The sequence below is a fragment of the Synechococcus sp. H70.2 genome (genome assembly GCF_047462275.1).
In the GTDB taxonomy this organism is placed as follows: domain Bacteria; phylum Cyanobacteriota; class Cyanobacteriia; order Thermostichales; family Thermostichaceae; genus Thermostichus.
Genome location: NZ_JANSIU010000001.1, coordinates 238,421 through 252,852 on the forward strand (window position 1 = coordinate 238,421; position 14,432 = coordinate 252,852).

General features: G+C 57.1%; 17 protein-coding genes. 10 read left to right on the forward strand and 7 right to left on the reverse strand.

Going from position 1 to position 14,432, the window contains the following annotated elements:
* Positions 1 to 157 precede the first annotated feature (157 nt).
* Positions 158 to 1,351, forward strand: a complete 1,194-nt coding sequence (locus NW822_RS01160) for an MFS transporter (protein ID WP_414403242.1) — start codon at positions 158 to 160, stop codon at positions 1,349 to 1,351.
* Here NW822_RS01160 and NW822_RS01165 read toward each other — a convergent pair.
* From NW822_RS01165 to NW822_RS01185, 5 genes are all read right to left on the reverse strand, one after another.
* Positions 1,302 to 2,372 (reverse strand): EAL domain-containing protein, encoded by a 1,071-nt coding sequence (locus NW822_RS01165; RefSeq protein WP_414403243.1) that lies wholly within the window; start codon positions 2,370 to 2,372, stop codon positions 1,302 to 1,304. The two genes, NW822_RS01160 and NW822_RS01165, sit on opposite strands and share 50 nt — an antisense overlap.
* A gap of 78 nt (positions 2,373 to 2,450) precedes the next feature.
* The gene (gloB, locus tag NW822_RS01170; protein WP_414359306.1) at positions 2,451 to 3,209 is read right to left on the reverse strand and encodes a hydroxyacylglutathione hydrolase; all 759 of its coding nucleotides are present in this window, start codon (positions 3,207 to 3,209) and stop codon (positions 2,451 to 2,453) included.
* Between the two features lie 6 nt (positions 3,210 to 3,215).
* Positions 3,216 to 3,479 carry a DUF3143 domain-containing protein gene (locus NW822_RS01175; RefSeq protein ID WP_414359305.1) on the reverse strand — a complete coding sequence of 88 codons (264 nt, stop codon included), beginning with the start codon at positions 3,477 to 3,479 and terminating at the stop codon, positions 3,216 to 3,218.
* Positions 3,480 to 3,575: 96 nt separating this feature from the next.
* Positions 3,576 to 3,992 carry a J domain-containing protein gene (locus tag NW822_RS01180; protein WP_414359304.1) on the reverse strand — a complete coding sequence of 139 codons (417 nt, stop codon included), beginning with the start codon at positions 3,990 to 3,992 and terminating at the stop codon, positions 3,576 to 3,578.
* 92 nt (positions 3,993 to 4,084) lie between these two features.
* A complete protein-coding gene (locus tag NW822_RS01185; protein WP_011430004.1) occupies positions 4,085 to 4,267 on the reverse strand; it encodes a 50S ribosomal protein L32 in 183 nt (60 codons plus the stop codon).
* 325 nt (positions 4,268 to 4,592) lie between these two features.
* Between NW822_RS01185 and NW822_RS01190 the strand changes: the two genes are divergently transcribed.
* The 7 genes from NW822_RS01190 (at position 4,593) to NW822_RS01220 (ending at position 10,548) form a co-directional block, all read left to right on the forward strand.
* Positions 4,593 to 5,645 carry a CsgG/HfaB family protein gene (locus tag NW822_RS01190; protein ID WP_414403244.1) on the forward strand — a complete coding sequence of 351 codons (1,053 nt, stop codon included), beginning with the start codon at positions 4,593 to 4,595 and terminating at the stop codon, positions 5,643 to 5,645.
* Between the two features lie 164 nt (positions 5,646 to 5,809).
* Positions 5,810 to 6,469 (forward strand): SDR family oxidoreductase, encoded by a 660-nt coding sequence (locus NW822_RS01195; RefSeq protein WP_414403245.1) that lies wholly within the window; start codon positions 5,810 to 5,812, stop codon positions 6,467 to 6,469.
* Positions 6,470 to 6,557: 88 nt separating this feature from the next.
* Positions 6,558 to 9,083, forward strand: a complete 2,526-nt coding sequence (locus NW822_RS01200) for a dynamin family protein (RefSeq protein WP_414403246.1) — start codon at positions 6,558 to 6,560, stop codon at positions 9,081 to 9,083.
* Positions 9,084 to 9,122: 39 nt separating this feature from the next.
* On the forward strand, positions 9,123 to 9,533 hold the full coding sequence (locus tag NW822_RS01205; protein WP_414403247.1) for a KGK domain-containing protein: 411 nt from the start codon (positions 9,123 to 9,125) through the stop codon (positions 9,531 to 9,533).
* A 35-nt stretch (positions 9,534 to 9,568) separates the two neighbouring features.
* Positions 9,569 to 9,940, forward strand: a complete 372-nt coding sequence (locus tag NW822_RS01210) for a KGK domain-containing protein (RefSeq protein WP_414403248.1) — start codon at positions 9,569 to 9,571, stop codon at positions 9,938 to 9,940.
* 29 nt (positions 9,941 to 9,969) lie between these two features.
* Entirely contained in the window at positions 9,970 to 10,290 is a 321-nt protein-coding gene (locus tag NW822_RS01215; protein ID WP_414403249.1) for a KGK domain-containing protein, read from the forward strand.
* A gap of 3 nt (positions 10,291 to 10,293) precedes the next feature.
* Positions 10,294 to 10,548 carry an HNH endonuclease gene (locus tag NW822_RS01220; RefSeq protein WP_414403250.1) on the forward strand — a complete coding sequence of 85 codons (255 nt, stop codon included), beginning with the start codon at positions 10,294 to 10,296 and terminating at the stop codon, positions 10,546 to 10,548.
* Between the two features lie 16 nt (positions 10,549 to 10,564).
* Here NW822_RS01220 and NW822_RS01225 read toward each other — a convergent pair whose 3' ends face one another.
* On the reverse strand, positions 10,565 to 11,563 hold the full coding sequence (locus NW822_RS01225; RefSeq protein WP_414359290.1) for a YgfZ/GcvT domain-containing protein: 999 nt from the start codon (positions 11,561 to 11,563) through the stop codon (positions 10,565 to 10,567).
* Between the two features lie 93 nt (positions 11,564 to 11,656).
* Between NW822_RS01225 and NW822_RS01230 the strand changes: the two genes are divergently transcribed.
* Together NW822_RS01230 and NW822_RS01235 are read left to right on the forward strand one after the other, a co-directional pair.
* Positions 11,657 to 13,195, forward strand: coding sequence for a hypothetical protein (locus NW822_RS01230; protein ID WP_414359288.1), 1,539 nt, complete (start codon positions 11,657 to 11,659; stop codon positions 13,193 to 13,195).
* 79 nt (positions 13,196 to 13,274) lie between these two features.
* Positions 13,275 to 13,469 (forward strand): hypothetical protein, encoded by a 195-nt coding sequence (locus NW822_RS01235; RefSeq protein WP_414359286.1) that lies wholly within the window; start codon positions 13,275 to 13,277, stop codon positions 13,467 to 13,469.
* Here NW822_RS01235 and NW822_RS01240 read toward each other — a convergent pair.
* Positions 13,466 to 14,428: an AEC family transporter gene (locus NW822_RS01240; RefSeq protein WP_414359285.1), complete on the reverse strand. Its 963-nt coding sequence runs from the start codon at positions 14,426 to 14,428 to the stop codon at positions 13,466 to 13,468. The genes NW822_RS01235 and NW822_RS01240 overlap by 4 nt on opposite strands.
* Between the last annotated feature and the right edge of the window lie 4 nt (positions 14,429 to 14,432).

A 14,432-nucleotide genomic window follows, 5' to 3' on the forward strand; every position in this document is an offset into this window, starting at 1 on the left:
CAAAAGGACGGAGGGTGTCTAATTCTATTCGATGCAAAGGAAGGAGAACAAGATTGGCTTAGCCTTAGATTGGCCGCAGTTGCTCCTGGTTAGATAAGACCCTCCTGAAGCCTTCTTTGCTCTCACCTCTTGTCTCCGCTAGGCATGGACACCGGCCATGACTCTTTTCTCTCCTGCTTGGCGCTTCATCGTTTTGCTGGGGATCGTCAGCCTCTGCGCCGACGCCACCTACGAGGGGGCCCGCAGCATCTCCGGAGCTTTTTTGGGATCCCTGGGGGCCAGTGGCACGGTGGTGGGCCTGGTGGCCGGCGGAGGAGAACTGCTGGCCTATGGGCTGCGCCTAGGAGTAGGCTACTGGAGCGACCGGCTCAGTAGGGATCCCGTGCACCGCAGTCGAGGGCAGTGGCAGCTCACCACCCTGGGCTATGTCCTCAACACAGCGGTGATCCCTGCTCTGGCCTGGGTGAGCAGTTGGCCTTGGGCTGCTTTGCTTTTGCTGGTCGAGCGCCTGGGCAAAGGGATCCGCACCCCGCCACGGGATGTGTTGCTCTCCCATGCAGCGCTGCAGGTGGGCCAGGGCATTGGGTTTGGCCTGCACGAGACCTTGGATCAAATTGGGGCGGTGGGAGGGCCGCTGCTGGTGGCAGGAATGGTTGCCGCCGGCTACGGTTTCCAAGGCGCATTCTTGGCCTTGGGGATCCCGGCGGCCCTGGGGCTAGGGGTGCTGGGGCTGGCCCAATGGCTGTATCCCACCCCGCGCGACTTTGAGCCGGAGCCGGAAACCGCTCCAGCAAAAGGCTTTTCCAGGGTCTTTTGGCTGTATCTCACAGCAGCGGCCTGTGTGGCCATGGGGTTTGCCGACTTTTCCCTCATTGCCCTGCACCTGCAGCAGCAAGGTGGCGAGGCGGCAGGGATCCCCTTGCTCTACGCCCTGGCCATGGGGGTGGATGCCCTAGCCGCCCTGGGCTGGGGCTGGCTATTTGACCGCCTGGGGCTGGGGAGCCTGTTGGGGGCGGTGGTCCTGTCTGCCGGTTTTGCGCCGCTGGCCTTTTCCGGCAGCTACGGGCTGACGGTGGTGGGCATGCTGCTCTGGGGGATTGGCCTGGGCGCCCAGGAATCGGTCATGAAGGCAGCAGTAGCCGGCATGGTGGCCGCCCAGGCGAGGGGCTTTGCCTTTGGGCTGTTTACCAGCATCTACGGCCTGGCCTGGTTTTTGGGCAGCGCCCTGATGGGGGTGCTCTACGATCTCTTTCTCCCCGCTTTGGTCATCTTCTCGGTAGCCGCTCAAGCCGTGGGGGCAGCTATCCTCTGGGTCTTAATCCTGAGGGGACAGGCTGGGGCCGGGCGATGAAAAAGCCCTGCACCAGATCTACGCCGCGGTCGCGCACCCACTGCAGCTCTCCTGCCGTTTCGATCCCTTCCGCCAGGGTAGTGATCCCCAGCTTTTGAGCCAGCTCCAGCAGCTTCTCGGCAATCACCGCCTTATAGGGATCCCGATCCACCCCCCGAATGAGCTCCCTATCCAGCTTGATGAGATCCGGCTGCAACTGGTGCAACAGGTTCAGGGAGCCGTAGCCGGCGCCCAGGTCATCCAGCGCCACCCGAAAGCCCGCCTGCCGATAGAAGCGCAAAATCTGCTGCAAATGATCCACATCGGGGCTGCGGTCGGATTCGTTGACCTCAAACACCACCCGCTGGGGCGGGATCCCGGCGCGACTAATGGCCCAGACGGTGGAGCGCAGGCAAAAGGCCGGGTCGTAGATAGCCGTAGGGCTGAAGTTGATGAAGAGATCCCCTTGTAAGCGGTGCTGGGTGGCCGCGGCAATGGCCGTGCGGCGGGCAGCCAAGTCCAAGTGGTAGAGCAGCCCGGCCTCGCGGGCCATGGCAAAGAGCAAGCCCGGCCCAATCACTTTGCCCTCTTTGTCCAATCCCCGCACCAGCGCCTCGTGGCCCACCACACAAGTGGGATCCTGCGCCCGGACAATGGGCTGAAAGTAGGTGGTGAGACGGTCTTCCTTCAACACTTCCAACAAAAGCCCAGCTTGGGTGCGGTGGAACAACTGCAGCAGCGACTCCACCCGGGCGCAATCTTGCCAGCAGGGATCCCTATCTCCGGCCAAAAACAGGGCGCGGCTGGCCCGCATCTCTTCTTGCGAGAGAATCTCAGCCATTGTCTCCAGGGTCTTCTTAAGGGCTCCCTGGGCAATGGCAACAACTAGGCCAAGGTCTTGCAAAAGTTGAACGGGAACCTCTGTCTTGGCCTCCAGGGCCCGCCAGAGCTTCTGGTGGGTATGAGGAGTGGGCAACCAGAGAAATAAGCGCCCTGGCTCTTGCAGAAAGGCGGGCAGATCTGGGCAGTCGGGGCAAGACATAGATCTGCAGGGAGTAGCTAGAGGCAGTCCCCCCGCCAGTATGCCTTAGCTCTCTTAGAAATTGCCAAAAGAAAAGTGTCAAAACTGATCCTTCATACCCCGCAGCCGGGCAAAGACCCGCACCGGCTCTTGAACGCCGGTGGCCGCCTGCAGAGCCGGCTGATCCCAGCGCAAAAAAGGATTGGTGCGGCGCTCTTCGCCGATGGTGCTGGGCACCGTTGGGGATCCCGCCTGGCGCAGGGCCACCACCTGCTGATAGCGCGCCTGCAGATCCGGGTTGTCCCCATCCACCGTCAAGGCAAACTTAAGATTGTTCAAGGTGTACTCGTGGGCACACCACACCCGCGTCGGTTCAGGTAACTGCCGCAGTTGATCCAGGGATCCCAGCATCTGCTCTGGGGTGCCCTCAAAGAGCCGCCCGCATCCCCCGGCAAACAGGGTATCGCCGCAGAAGAGATCCCCGCTTTCGGGGAAGTAGTAGGCAACATGTCCCCGCGTATGGCCGGGCACAAACAGCACCTTCGCCTGCCGGCCCGCAAATTCCACCGTCTCCCCTGCCTGCAGCTCCACCCTCTGGCCAGGGATCCGCCCTCGATCCACCTGGCTGCCGTAGACGACGGCGCGGGGGTAGCGGGCCAAAAGTTGCAGGTTGCCCCCCACATGGTCGTGGTGGTGGTGGGTGTTGAAGATAGCCACCAGCTCCGCCCCCAGCTCGGCCAATTTGTCCAGCACCGGCTCGGCCACTGCCGGATCCACCACCGCCGCCGTTGCCGTCTCGGGATCGTAGAGCAGATAGATGTAGTTGTCGCGCAGGGCAGGCAATTGCAGAATGCGCATGGCCACTTAATCCTCGAAAATGGCCTGTTCTACATCCTTGCGGCTGAGGGAGTAGGGAAAAGACAAAGTCTTGGTGTTGCCGTTAGGGTAGGTGTAGCGCACCCAAATGCTAGTTTCTTCCAAGCGCAGGCAAGCTTTCCAGCCCGGCCGCTCGCAAAACCACTGCTCTACATCTTCTGGGTCGCGGGTACAACCCTGTTCCTCCAGCCACTGCTCGAGAGAGAAAAGCGAGTGATTATATAGAGGTGTAGTTTCAGGCGGCAAAGGCATGGCGAGATAAAAACTACCCAGCTACCTATTCAAGCACCTTCTAGGCCAGATGCCGAGCATTTCCTAGTCTGTCTGCCCGCAGCTGGAGCAGCCCAGTTAGCCCACCCCGCCCTCCCGCAGCCACGCCAAAACGCCTGCCAGCACTAGGCAGATCACAAAAGTAGCACCCATCAGCAGCAGAGCACAGAGCTCACCTGCAGAAAGCGGTCGGGTTTCCATGGGTAGCTCAAGAGACTCTGCCCCCGGCGAGCCTATGCGCTCGAGTGATCCCGCTTTGGCCATCATTACCTGGAGGCTGGCATCGTAGATAGCCCGCTTGGTCGGGTTGCTGAGAACAAGGTAGGCTTCGTGCAACTCTTGGAAGCAGCGAATGGCCACCTCTGGGGCCAGGGGAGAGGTGTCGGGATGGTAGCGTTTGCTCAACTGCCGGTAGGCCCGCCGAATCTCCTCAGGGGAAGCCCCTGGAGACAGGCCCAGCCGCTGGTAGTAGGTAAGAGAGGTCAACGAGCGCATGCCAGTTGCTAAACAAGCAAGACCAGGAGGCAGCAGAACAGCTCTCAAGGGAGCCTGACCCCAATGTAAACCAGGATCCCTGCTGCCAGGCTTTATTCTTCTCCCTCCTCTTCTTCGGACTTGGCTTTGGGGTAGTAGAAGCCAGTGTTGCGACCGCTGAGAATAGCGCGCCCAATGGTCATGGCCCGCTGCGCCTGTAGCTTGGCTTTGCCCAGCCAGACAGCATACCGCCTGCGACTGCGGGCTTTGGAGGTTTTCTTCTTAGGAACAGGCATAGCTTGCACAAGAACACAGCCCTACTAGGGTAGCACTGAGCTTGCACGCTCGATCCCGTTCTGAACCTGGCCCAATTGGGTCAAGCTTTTCCGGCAACTTACAAAGGGCGAGCCTCTCTGCCCAGCCTTAACTGTTGAGATCTGTCAACTCCTCTGTGCAAACCCTCTTCATCCCTTTTCCCAAAGGCCTCGAAGTCGGTAGAGTATAGGACATCTTCTGGAACAGGCGGCCAGGTGAGATTGGTCATCCTCCCCCGGAAGCTCTTTTGGGTGCAAGCTAAGAATGGACTGTGGCCACCTCCTCGATCCAGGAGATCGCTCAATCATGCGCAACCTCTCTTCCATCTTGTTGTTCGGGATCCCGCTGCTGAGCTTGGGTTGGACGGGGATCCCAGTGGCTGCCCAATCCACCAATCCGGAGCTGTGCCAGAAGTTTCCCCAAGACCTTCGCTGCAGTCTCTCTGCCCCCAGCCAGGTAGGACAAGCGCCTCAACCCAGCACTCGCCCGCGCGTTGCGGTTTTGGATTTTGATTTCAGCAGCCTCAGCAATTCCTACAGCCTGCGCGAGGCTTCGCGGGGGGTGAGCGATCTGCTGGTGGATCGGCTGGTGAGAGATGGCACTTTTTCTGTTATCGAGCGCTCGCGGCTGGACGCGATCTTGGCCGAGCAGAACTTGGGGCTATCAGGGCGGTTGGATGCCAACACCGCCGCTCAGGTGGGCCGGATCCTCGGGGTCGATGCGGTGATCCTCGGCAGTGTTACCCAGTTCGATGTGTCGGTGCGCCGTTCCGGCGGTGGGGCGCCGGTCTTAACCCCCTTCGGCAGCTTTCCGCTGGCGGTGGGGGCCAAGTCGGTGGATGCCGATGCCAACGTGCAGCTCAATGCCCGCCTGGTGAGCACCAGCACGGCCGAGATCTTGGCCGTGGTCGAGGGCCGGGGCAACGCCAGCCAGTCGGATAGTACGGTCACAGTTGCCGGCTTTGGCGGGGGATCCGCCACCAGCAACGAAGAAAAGCTGCTGGTTTTGGCCAGCCAGCAGGCGGTGGAGCAAATTGCCCAGCAGTTGGCCGGTTTTGCCAGTCGCTTGGCAGCCCAGCCCCGCTCTTTGCCGACGGTGGATGCCTTGGTGGCGGATGTCTACGGCAATCAGGTGATCTTGAACAAGGGCAGCCGCGACGGCTATCGCGTGGGATTGATCCTTTCTGTGGAGCGCGTCGTTCGCGAGGTTAAGGATCCGGCCACAGGAGCAGTCCTGCGCAAATTGACCGAGCCAGCTGGCCAAATTCAACTGACAGAGGTGGATCAGGGATCCAGTGTGGGCCGCATTCTCAGCGGCTCTGGCTTTAAGGTGGGAGATGTAGCCAAGCCACTTCAATAGAAGTCCACCGGCTACTCCCCCGTAACTTGCTTCACCAGCAGGTTAGGGCTATTCGTTGCGCTTTGGGATCCCTACCATTCCGCTCTGGGCGGATTGGATAATGGTTCTAGCAGGGCCAACCCAAGAGCTGGTACAACTACAGCCAACCTAGGCAAAGGGAGAAGATGAAGGCTTTTGTTGCAGGGGCTACGGGAGAAACGGGGCGGCGCATCGTCAGAGAGTTGGTGGGACGTGGCATCCCGGTACGGGCGCTGGTGCGCAGCCGCGAGCTGGCCGCACAGGTTCTTCCCCCCGAAGCGGAAGTGGTGGTGGGAGATGTGCTGGACCCGGCCACCCTGGAAGCCGGCATGGAGGGATGCACGGTGGTACTCTGTGCTACAGGAGCTAGGCCCAGTTGGGATCCCTTTCTGCCTTACCGAGTGGACTACCAAGGCACTAAAAACTTGGTAGATGTAGCCAAAGCCCAAGGGATCCAACACTTTGTTTTGATTTCTTCTCTATGCGTGTCCCAGTTGTTCCATCCCCTCAACCTGTTTTGGCTGATCTTGGTGTGGAAAAAACGAGCCGAAGAATACCTGCAAAACAGCGGCCTCACCTACACCATCATTCGGCCAGGGGGCCTGAAAAACCAGGACAACGAGGATGGCATTGTCCTCTCTAAGGCTGACACTCTCTTTGAGGGCAGCATCCCTCGCCTCAAGGTAGCTCAAGTGGCTGTTGAAAGCCTATTTCAACCGGCAGCAAAAAACCGCATCTTCGAGATCATCGCTAAGCCCGGCGTTCCCAGGCGGGAGTGGAGTGACCTCTTTGCCCTAGCAAGCTAGGGCCCCGTCGGAAGAAAAGTAGTATAGGGATCTCACGCCCGAGGCTGAGGGCGTTATAATCTCCCCAGCCCTAGCGGAGGTCCCTGAGATGGCTGTGCAGCTCTTACCTCAGTGTGAGAACTTACGGGAGCATGTTGAAACGATTCTAAACCTTTGGCAGCAAGATCCCACGCTTTCGGGGAAGCAAGATACAACCCGAGTTCAGGCTTCACTGAGCAAGGCTATTTCTCCAACCTTTGAGATTGTCTTTGCCGGTGCCTTTAGCGCTGGCAAGTCGATGCTGATCAACGCCTTGTTGGAAAGGGAGCTTCTCTATAGCGCCGAAGGACACGCCACAGGGACAGAGTGCTACATCTCCTATGCAGAGCCTGACGCCGAGAGGGTAGTACTCACCTTCCTCAGCGAGCGGCAGGTGCAGGAACAGATGGCTGCCTTCTGCACTCGCTTGGGCTTAGCCCTACCCAGCGGCAACAACCTAGAGGAAGTCACCCTCAATCGCCTAAAAGAGCAGGCTGAGGCCATTGTTCAGCAGGAGGGCGGCAAAAGTAAGTCGGAACGGGCAAAGCAGGCAGATGCGCTGCGCTTATTAGTTGAAGGTTTCCAGCAAAACCGCGCCAGAATTCACCCAGCCGAAAACAGAGTGTTCTCGATGGAACAGCTTAACCTTGGCAACCTAAGAGAAGCGGCCAGTTTTGCCCGGCGCGGTGCCAATAGTGCAGTTCTGCGGAAGATTGAGTACTACTGCCATCATCCTCTATTGGAGGATGGAAACGTTATTGTCGATACCCCTGGAATTGATGCTCCCGTTAAAGCGGACGCCGAGCGCACCTATCAAAAAATTGCCGATCCAAATACTTCCGCAGTTGTCTGTGTCCTCAAGTGTGCTACAACGGGTGAGCTGACTAAAGAAGAAACAGAACTCATTGAGCACATCCAAAGTAGCGAAAGTATTCGCGATCGGGTTTTTTATGTGTTCAACCGCATTGATGAAACTTGGTACAACTCGCAGCTAAGGCAGAGATTAGAGGCCATCATTGACCAGCAGTTTCGTCAAGCTCGCCTATTCAAGACTAGTGCCCTGCTTGGCTTCTACGGCTCACAGATCAAGGCCACAACTCGAGAAACAAGGTTTGGTCTAGATACTATTTTTGCAGAAAGTATAAAAGAGCTAGGTGGCAGAGAGCAGACACCTCAATTTATTAGTGAGTTTGTCAAGTACTGTAGCTCTTCAGGCAGGCTTGTGGGATCCCCCTTCCGCCCTTCGGTGCACGGCTACGAGACTCCTATCGATAACTATATTCGAATTCTAAACGAGTGGGGCATGCCCCTGGTTGAGTACATGATCAAGGATAGTGGCATAGAAGAGTTCCGCAGTGGAGTTACTCGCTATCTAAGGGAAGAAAAGCGCCCGCAGCTGTTTATAGCTCTTGCCGATGACTTGCAGCCTCTGTGTATTGAGCTCAGAAAGTCTTACATAGATCTTTATAGAGACCTAGACAGCCAGCCTAGAGAAGTTGATAGCATGATTGCCCATGAGTTAATGCTTATTAATCAGCAGTTGAATAGGATTGGTCAAGAGTTCGATGAACATATTCAAACTATGATTAACGAAATTATTGACGGAACGGATAAAGAGTTTGAGTATGACTTCCGAAGGCTGCAGGCCAAGATGGTGCGTAGGCTGGATGAGCTTCTGGACACATTCTCAATAGATAGTGCCTATAGCCAAGCTGTCCGCATCCACCACCGTAACTCCACGGCTCCCTTTTTGGCTGTACTGGTTGAGGCTCTTTACTACCTATCAAATCACTTAGAGGATATACTGGTCGAGTCTGCCACCACAGTTGTGGAGAACTCCTTCCGGCGGATTATTGATCGGGTACGCAGTTCAGACTACTACAAGCAGTTGTTTCGCCTACTGGGATCCGACGGTGATCTAGAGAAGAAACTACTAGGGGTTAAAGAAAAAGTTTGCACTGCATTAGTCAGCGGTGCTCGAAAAGAGTGCGACCGGTATCTAAGAGAAAGTCCTCGCTTCTATGACGAGGGCACTTTCTCCATTTACCAGTTCCGGGAAGTTTTAAAGCAAACGTCTCAGTCCTACGATATTTCCGCTATTCGAGATGCAGAGCCCGGGATCCGGCAATTACTGAAGCTTGACTTTGAGCCCAAAGTCAGCCAGACAATACGCTCTAACTTCCGACAAGAAACCAACAATACCCTCAAGACCCAGCTCTTGCCTTTTGCTAAGGAAGTGGCTAATGAAATTCCACAGAGGTATCCTGAAGCAAAGCAGTTTATGGAAGCAACGCTAAGGAAGGAAGCAGAAGAAAGAATCGCCTTAAACCAGCAGCGTCTAAGGGACCTAGAAGCAAAGATCGATAGCTACAACCAAGCTGTTTCGGGGATTAACCTATGCTTACAGGCTATGGGCCTAGGTCGTGAACTTTTGCCCTTGATTTCTCTACCTAAACCTTCTTCAACCGGTGAATTAGCCGACAGCTCAGCAGGTTCTTCCGAGCAGCCAGCGAGCGAAAGTGAGCCGAGTGATGAGATCTCTGACTTAAGTAAGATTTTCCCCGAGCTGGACAGCATACTTGACGATCTGAGATAAAGCAGTTTGTTTCTCCCTACTATTTGAGGAGGTGAAGTTTTGTTGCCTAAGTCCCTGCCCTTGCAGCAATACTTAGAAGGGATCCTCTCTGTAGGGGAGAAAACTTTCAAGGTTGCTAGCCTGGTCAAAGCTGCCCAAGAGGATTTGGCCAAAAAGGAAGAGCTCAATCGCTTGTTTATTGCAGCCTTGAGATCCTCGGGGATCCTCCCACCGGAAAACCTGATTAGTATTGCCAGTAGCCTTCTTGCCCCTCAACCCGAAGAGAAGCTACTGCAAGAAACCAAGTGGTTTGATCAGGGCCTGACCTGTCAGCTCTTGGTGCCGGGTAAGAAGGAGTGGGAGAAAGGCAGGGTCAGATTGCGGATAACTGTAGAGTTTGAGCCAGAGTGTACGGGCTCAGAAAGTAGTGATGGATCCCCTCTAGATGACCTTCGCACAGACAAGGAGTAGCTTAAGTTAGCGGGATGCATTAGGAGGCCGAGTCAATGTCAAGCAACGATCAACCTCAGGATCGCTTTGTCGAGATAGATGCTTCTCCAAGCACCGTCATTGATATAGGAGGACGCCTGATCTACTCAAAAGAGTTTATTGAGGCTTGCTTAGAAAGTGCTTATGATAACTTTGGATCTCGTTTATCTGACAAACTTGGAGCCAGAAACATTTCATTTAACTATGGCTCGGTTAATTTTAGCAAAATAACTCATGCGAGAGGGATCCCTGCTAAACTTTTACGTCCTAGCTTGCCATGGGTTGATGGCAGAGTTAGGGTAAGGCTAATAGTTGAGTTTGAGCCAGAAGATCCAGGATCAGCAAGCGATGGATCTCCTCTGGATGACCTTCGAAAGGATGCCGATTAGCCAGGTCTGTTAGCACTAGGAAACAAGACATGCTTGACTCGATACTTCTCAAAGCAGATGATAAAGAAACTACCGTTGCGATTGGCGACCAAATCTATCTTCCTAGTATTTTGCACAGTGCAATTATTGATTACCTTCTTGCAGATATTGCACGAACAAATAGCTACCTTCGCTCAAAAAAGGTTCACGTAGAAATTAGAGCTTTAGTAGAGGGAGTAAAATCCCGAATCCTGCAGCCTAGAAAGGATTGGGCTGAGGGCAAAGTATCCCTTAAAGTTTGTCTCGAGTTTATTCCCGATAGCCCATCTCGAGACTCGGAACTAGATAGTTTTCGCAATACAGGTGAGTAATGGATGAAAGAGAGAAAACCTGGTGAGAGGATCCCGATCCCAGCATCTGTGCGGGAGTATGTCTTCCAAAGGGATGGCTTCCGCTGCCGCAGTTGTGGCAAATCGCCCCCAGAGGTGCAGCTTCAGGTTGATCACATCGTCCCCCTTGCCCAGGGCGGCAGCAACGACATCAGCAACTTGCAAACCCTGTGCAAAGTCTGTAATCAGCGCAAAAAGGACAGGTGGGATCCCCGCTTTCACCGCCACTTCGATCTCTAGGGAGCTGAGATCTACCTCAAACAACAGGCGGAAAGCTCAAAAAGGGCGGGCGGGTGAGGATCCCTGCTACAGAACCGACTTCCACCTCCCACCCTTCAGCCGGCTCGAACTTGGTGCGCACATAGCCCAAGCCCCAGTAGCCTTGGGAGGTGGGACCAGCGCTGGTCAACACACCAATCTTTTCTCCTTGCCGCACGATGTCGGCACCGGGCTGAGCCTCGCCTTGGAGGCGGATCCCCCATAAGGTTTGGCGGATGCGCCGGTAGGTTACCTGCTTGGCCAAGACTTCCTGGCCAATGTAACACCCTTTGGAGAGGGAAATGGCGTGCCATAGGCCGGCTTCCAGAGGGTTGTAGTCGGGGGTTAGCTCGCGGTCGGCGGCGGGGCGACCGGCCTCCAGGCGCAGGGCTTCCCAAAGTTCAGGTGAGGCCAGCTCTGCTCCCACCTGGAGCAAGCAGTCGACAAGGGCGGCTTTGTGCTCTAGGTTGCCCCAGAGGGTAAATCCCGGCTGGGCAAGGCCGCTGCCACAGGCCAAATGGACAGGGATCCCCTGAATCTCTACCTGGCGGTGTTCGTATAGTCTTGTCGGGATCCCTCCTGGGTCCATGACCTTCTCCAGAAGGGCCTGGCTCTGGGGGCCAATTAGCCCAAAGGCAAAGGTCTGATCGGTTACATCGACTAGCTGGGCCCCGCGCACAAAGGGCAACAGTCGCCCCAAGCTCTGCATCAGGGAGCGACAGCGCTGCGGCGAAGTCCAAATCCAGCAGGCTTCCTCTTCCGCGTAGACTGTGGCTAGATCTATGATCCCTGCTGTGGGGGTGACGAAAACCGTATCCGCCCCTTGGCCAGGGCTTAGAGCCTTGAGATTCTGAGTGCTCTGGCTGTGCAAGTAGTCTAGGGCGGCGGATCCCTGGATCCGCAAGCGACCCCACTCAGAGCGATCTAAGAGCAGGGATCCCGCCTGGGCGGCTCCAAGTTTGGGCGAGGGCGTGGGAACAGCAGAAACACCAGACATCGCTCACCCCAAAGGTGTCGTTTGGTTTTCTTCCCTACCCTAGAATAGGCTAGTTCACCCTAGCGTCTGTGGCGGAGCCCTGGCGTAGCGACCGTGATTGAGGTTGAAGTCCACCAACAGTTGCGGCAACTTTTGCGGCAGCTTCCCGAGGCCGGGTGGCCCCATCAGTTGACAATGGCCCGCATGGTGGCCCGGGGATTGCGGCTAGGACGCAGCACCTTGATTCAGGTGCCGGGTGGGGGCCAGCACCGCCTCAGCTATCTGCTGCCGGCTCTGATGTGGCCCCAGGCTACCTTGCTTTGTGCCACAGCGCCCGTGCAGGCGCAAATTTTGAGGGAAGAGATCCCCTGGCTGCAACAAGTCTTGCAGTTGCATAAGCCAGTTCTGCAAAAGGATCGCTGGCCAGATCCTGACTTTCAAGGGTTGCTGTTGGTCGATCCCCTAGATTGGTTGCAAGAGCGCCTAAGGGGGGCAAAGATGCCGACCGGGATCCCCTTGATCTTGGACGGCGCCGAGGAGCTGGAGGAGTGGGCCTACCAAGCGCTGACCCTAACCCTAGAAGCCAACCATTGGCAGCAACTGCGGCAAATCTTTCCTGCCGAGGCCGAGCGGATCTCCCAGGCCCAGGTTCATTTGACTCTAAAGCTTTTGCGACGGCCCCTTTCCCGCTGCTTGGTTCAGGCAGACGAACAGGTTCACCTGGAGGTAGCGCTGTCTTTGGTGGTTGGCTACCGCGGCTGGCTGCCGGATCCTTGGGATCAGCTCCGCCGGCGGCTCAGCGCCGAAGGGGATCCCGCTTCCCGCTGGGTCTGGTGGGCAGAAACCAATCGCGAGACTGGCCGCCTCACCCTTCACCACAGCCCAGTGGCCTTACACGAATGGCTGGCACCCATCTGGGCTACCCAGCCAGTGGTGATTATCGGCGAGGCGCTGGATTTAGATCGGCAGGCAGAGAGCTATCGCTGGCGCCTGGGCCTGCCGGACTTGACACCCCTGCGCTTCGGCTCAGGTGAAGAGTGGATCCGCTCCGGTGGGGAGCCGCTGCCCAGCCTAGCCCTCTATTTGCCATGGTTGCCCTTACCCAACAGTCCTCTGTTCCGGGAGCACTTGCTACAAGAGCTAAAGAGCCTGATTGCAAAGGCGCGGGGCTTTGTGGTGGTGCTGGTTTCGGATCAGCCCCTCCAGGGGCAAGTGGGGGCTGCTTTGGCCGCTGAGTTTGGCTCGCGGGTACGGGTGAATAGCCCCTTCATAGGAGAAAAGGGCATCTTAGTCTGCGACTGGTCCTACTGGCTGCAGCACAAAGCTAGCCTACCCTGTCCAGAGCTGCTGGCCATTGCCACCTTGCCGTTTCCCTCGATGGAAGATCCTAGGGTGGCCGCAAGAGTGCAGTATCTGCAGCGCAGCCGGCAGGACTGGTTTCGCCAATACCTTTTGCCGGTGGCAGCCAGCCAATTGCAGCGGGCTGTCGCCCCCTTGCGGCAGGGATCCGAAGCAGTCGAGGCCACCGGCTTGCCTCAACGCTGGGTGGCCATTTTGGATAGCCGCATTGTTGCCCGCAGCTACGGCGTTGCCCTCCTCAATGCCTTGGGGCCAACTCTGCGCATCCAGCAGCGCAGCCAATTGCTGGTTTAGAGACTGTATTCCAGCTAGCCAAAGCCAAGCTGAACCCGGGCTATCCTAAGGTTAGAGCTAACCTCTTTCGGCGGGGATCATGACCAGTTCTGCTCTCAGCTCCACTCCAGCCCAGCCTGTGCAGGCAGTTTGGAAGTCATTGCGGCAAGCGATTGTGGAAAGTTCAGGCTTCCAGGTATGGCTGCAGGGGCAGGAGCTGCCCCAGGGGGAAGCTGAGCTGGATCGCCTCGTGCACCATTACCTGGAGCAGGCCCTATCTCACTTGGCCTACTAGGATCCCCACAGCAGCAACCAGAAGGGTAGGGTCAGCAAAGCCGCCACGTAGCCTATGGCCAAGGCTGTTGCTGTCAGCTCTCGATCCAAGTCGTATTCTTCCGCCAGCACCAAGGTGGCAATGGCAGGGGGCATGCCAGTCTGCAAGACCAGCACCAGCTTGGCCAAAGGAGGATAGGGAGTCAAGGCTAGCCCTAGGCCCACCAAAAGGGGCAGAAGAACAATTTTGATGAAGAGGGCCACGGCGGCAGGGCGAAAAGATCCCCAGTGGGGCACTTGAGCTAGCCGTATGCCTAAGAGGATCAGGCTCAAGGGAATCGTGCTCCAGGCAAAGGCAGTTAGCCCTTGGGCCAGCCATTCTGGCAGAGGGTAGCGAGCGGTGGCCAGGCCAACAAAGAAAGCCCAGAGGGTGGGGCTACTCAGGACACGGAGCAGAGCCTCCCAGGGAGGGAGGAAGGAAGCGCTGTAGCGGCTGCCCACCCACACTCCCAGCCCATAGGCGGTAAAGAGGGTGCCCAAGAGGTCGTAAAACAAAGCCCAGCCAAAGTAGGCACTCCCGCCCACCGCCAAGCAGATGGGGTAGCCCAGATAACCCGTATTTCCCAGGGTGGCTGTCAGATAGAAGCTGCCGCGCCGGGCTCTGCTCCAAAGCCAGGGATCCCAATCCTTCTTCCCCTGCCAGGTGTGGTGTTGCCACTGCAGCCAGGCGGCGGCTAGGGCAAACCCCAGCCCTGTGGCCAGCCAGCAGACCAAAGGCGCCACCCAGATCTGGCCCGAGAGATCTGCCCCCCGCATAAACCCAATTGTGCCCAGGGGCACCCCCACCCAAAACATGAAGCGGCCTAGAACTTGGGGGGCCAGCCAGCGGCTCCAAGTAGGGGGCAGCCCCCTCTGCAGGAGGAACCCCAGCAGCGTCCAGCCCAGCAGGGGGAGATAGACCTGAAAAAGAGTGGTGAGCACGCCC

Coding starts and splice junctions, on each gene's coding strand:
- NW822_RS01160 (WP_414403242.1), top strand. CDS start 158: ATGACTCTTTTCTCTCCTGCTTGGCGCTTCATCGTTTTGCTGGGGATC.
- NW822_RS01165 (WP_414403243.1), bottom strand. CDS start 2,372: ATGTCTTGCCCCGACTGCCCAGATCTGCCCGCCTTTCTGCAAGAGCCA.
- gloB (WP_414359306.1), bottom strand. CDS start 3,209: ATGCGCATTCTGCAATTGCCTGCCCTGCGCGACAACTACATCTATCTG.
- NW822_RS01175 (WP_414359305.1), bottom strand. CDS start 3,479: ATGCCTTTGCCGCCTGAAACTACACCTCTATATAATCACTCGCTTTTC.
- NW822_RS01180 (WP_414359304.1), bottom strand. CDS start 3,992: ATGCGCTCGTTGACCTCTCTTACCTACTACCAGCGGCTGGGCCTGTCT.
- NW822_RS01185 (WP_011430004.1), bottom strand. CDS start 4,267: ATGCCTGTTCCTAAGAAGAAAACCTCCAAAGCCCGCAGTCGCAGGCGG.
- NW822_RS01190 (WP_414403244.1), top strand. CDS start 4,593: ATGCGCAACCTCTCTTCCATCTTGTTGTTCGGGATCCCGCTGCTGAGC.
- NW822_RS01195 (WP_414403245.1), top strand. CDS start 5,810: ATGAAGGCTTTTGTTGCAGGGGCTACGGGAGAAACGGGGCGGCGCATC.
- NW822_RS01200 (WP_414403246.1), top strand. CDS start 6,558: ATGGCTGTGCAGCTCTTACCTCAGTGTGAGAACTTACGGGAGCATGTT.
- NW822_RS01210 (WP_414403248.1), top strand. CDS start 9,569: ATGTCAAGCAACGATCAACCTCAGGATCGCTTTGTCGAGATAGATGCT.
- NW822_RS01215 (WP_414403249.1), top strand. CDS start 9,970: ATGCTTGACTCGATACTTCTCAAAGCAGATGATAAAGAAACTACCGTT.
- NW822_RS01220 (WP_414403250.1), top strand. CDS start 10,294: ATGAAAGAGAGAAAACCTGGTGAGAGGATCCCGATCCCAGCATCTGTG.
- NW822_RS01225 (WP_414359290.1), bottom strand. CDS start 11,563: ATGTCTGGTGTTTCTGCTGTTCCCACGCCCTCGCCCAAACTTGGAGCC.
- NW822_RS01235 (WP_414359286.1), top strand. CDS start 13,275: ATGACCAGTTCTGCTCTCAGCTCCACTCCAGCCCAGCCTGTGCAGGCA.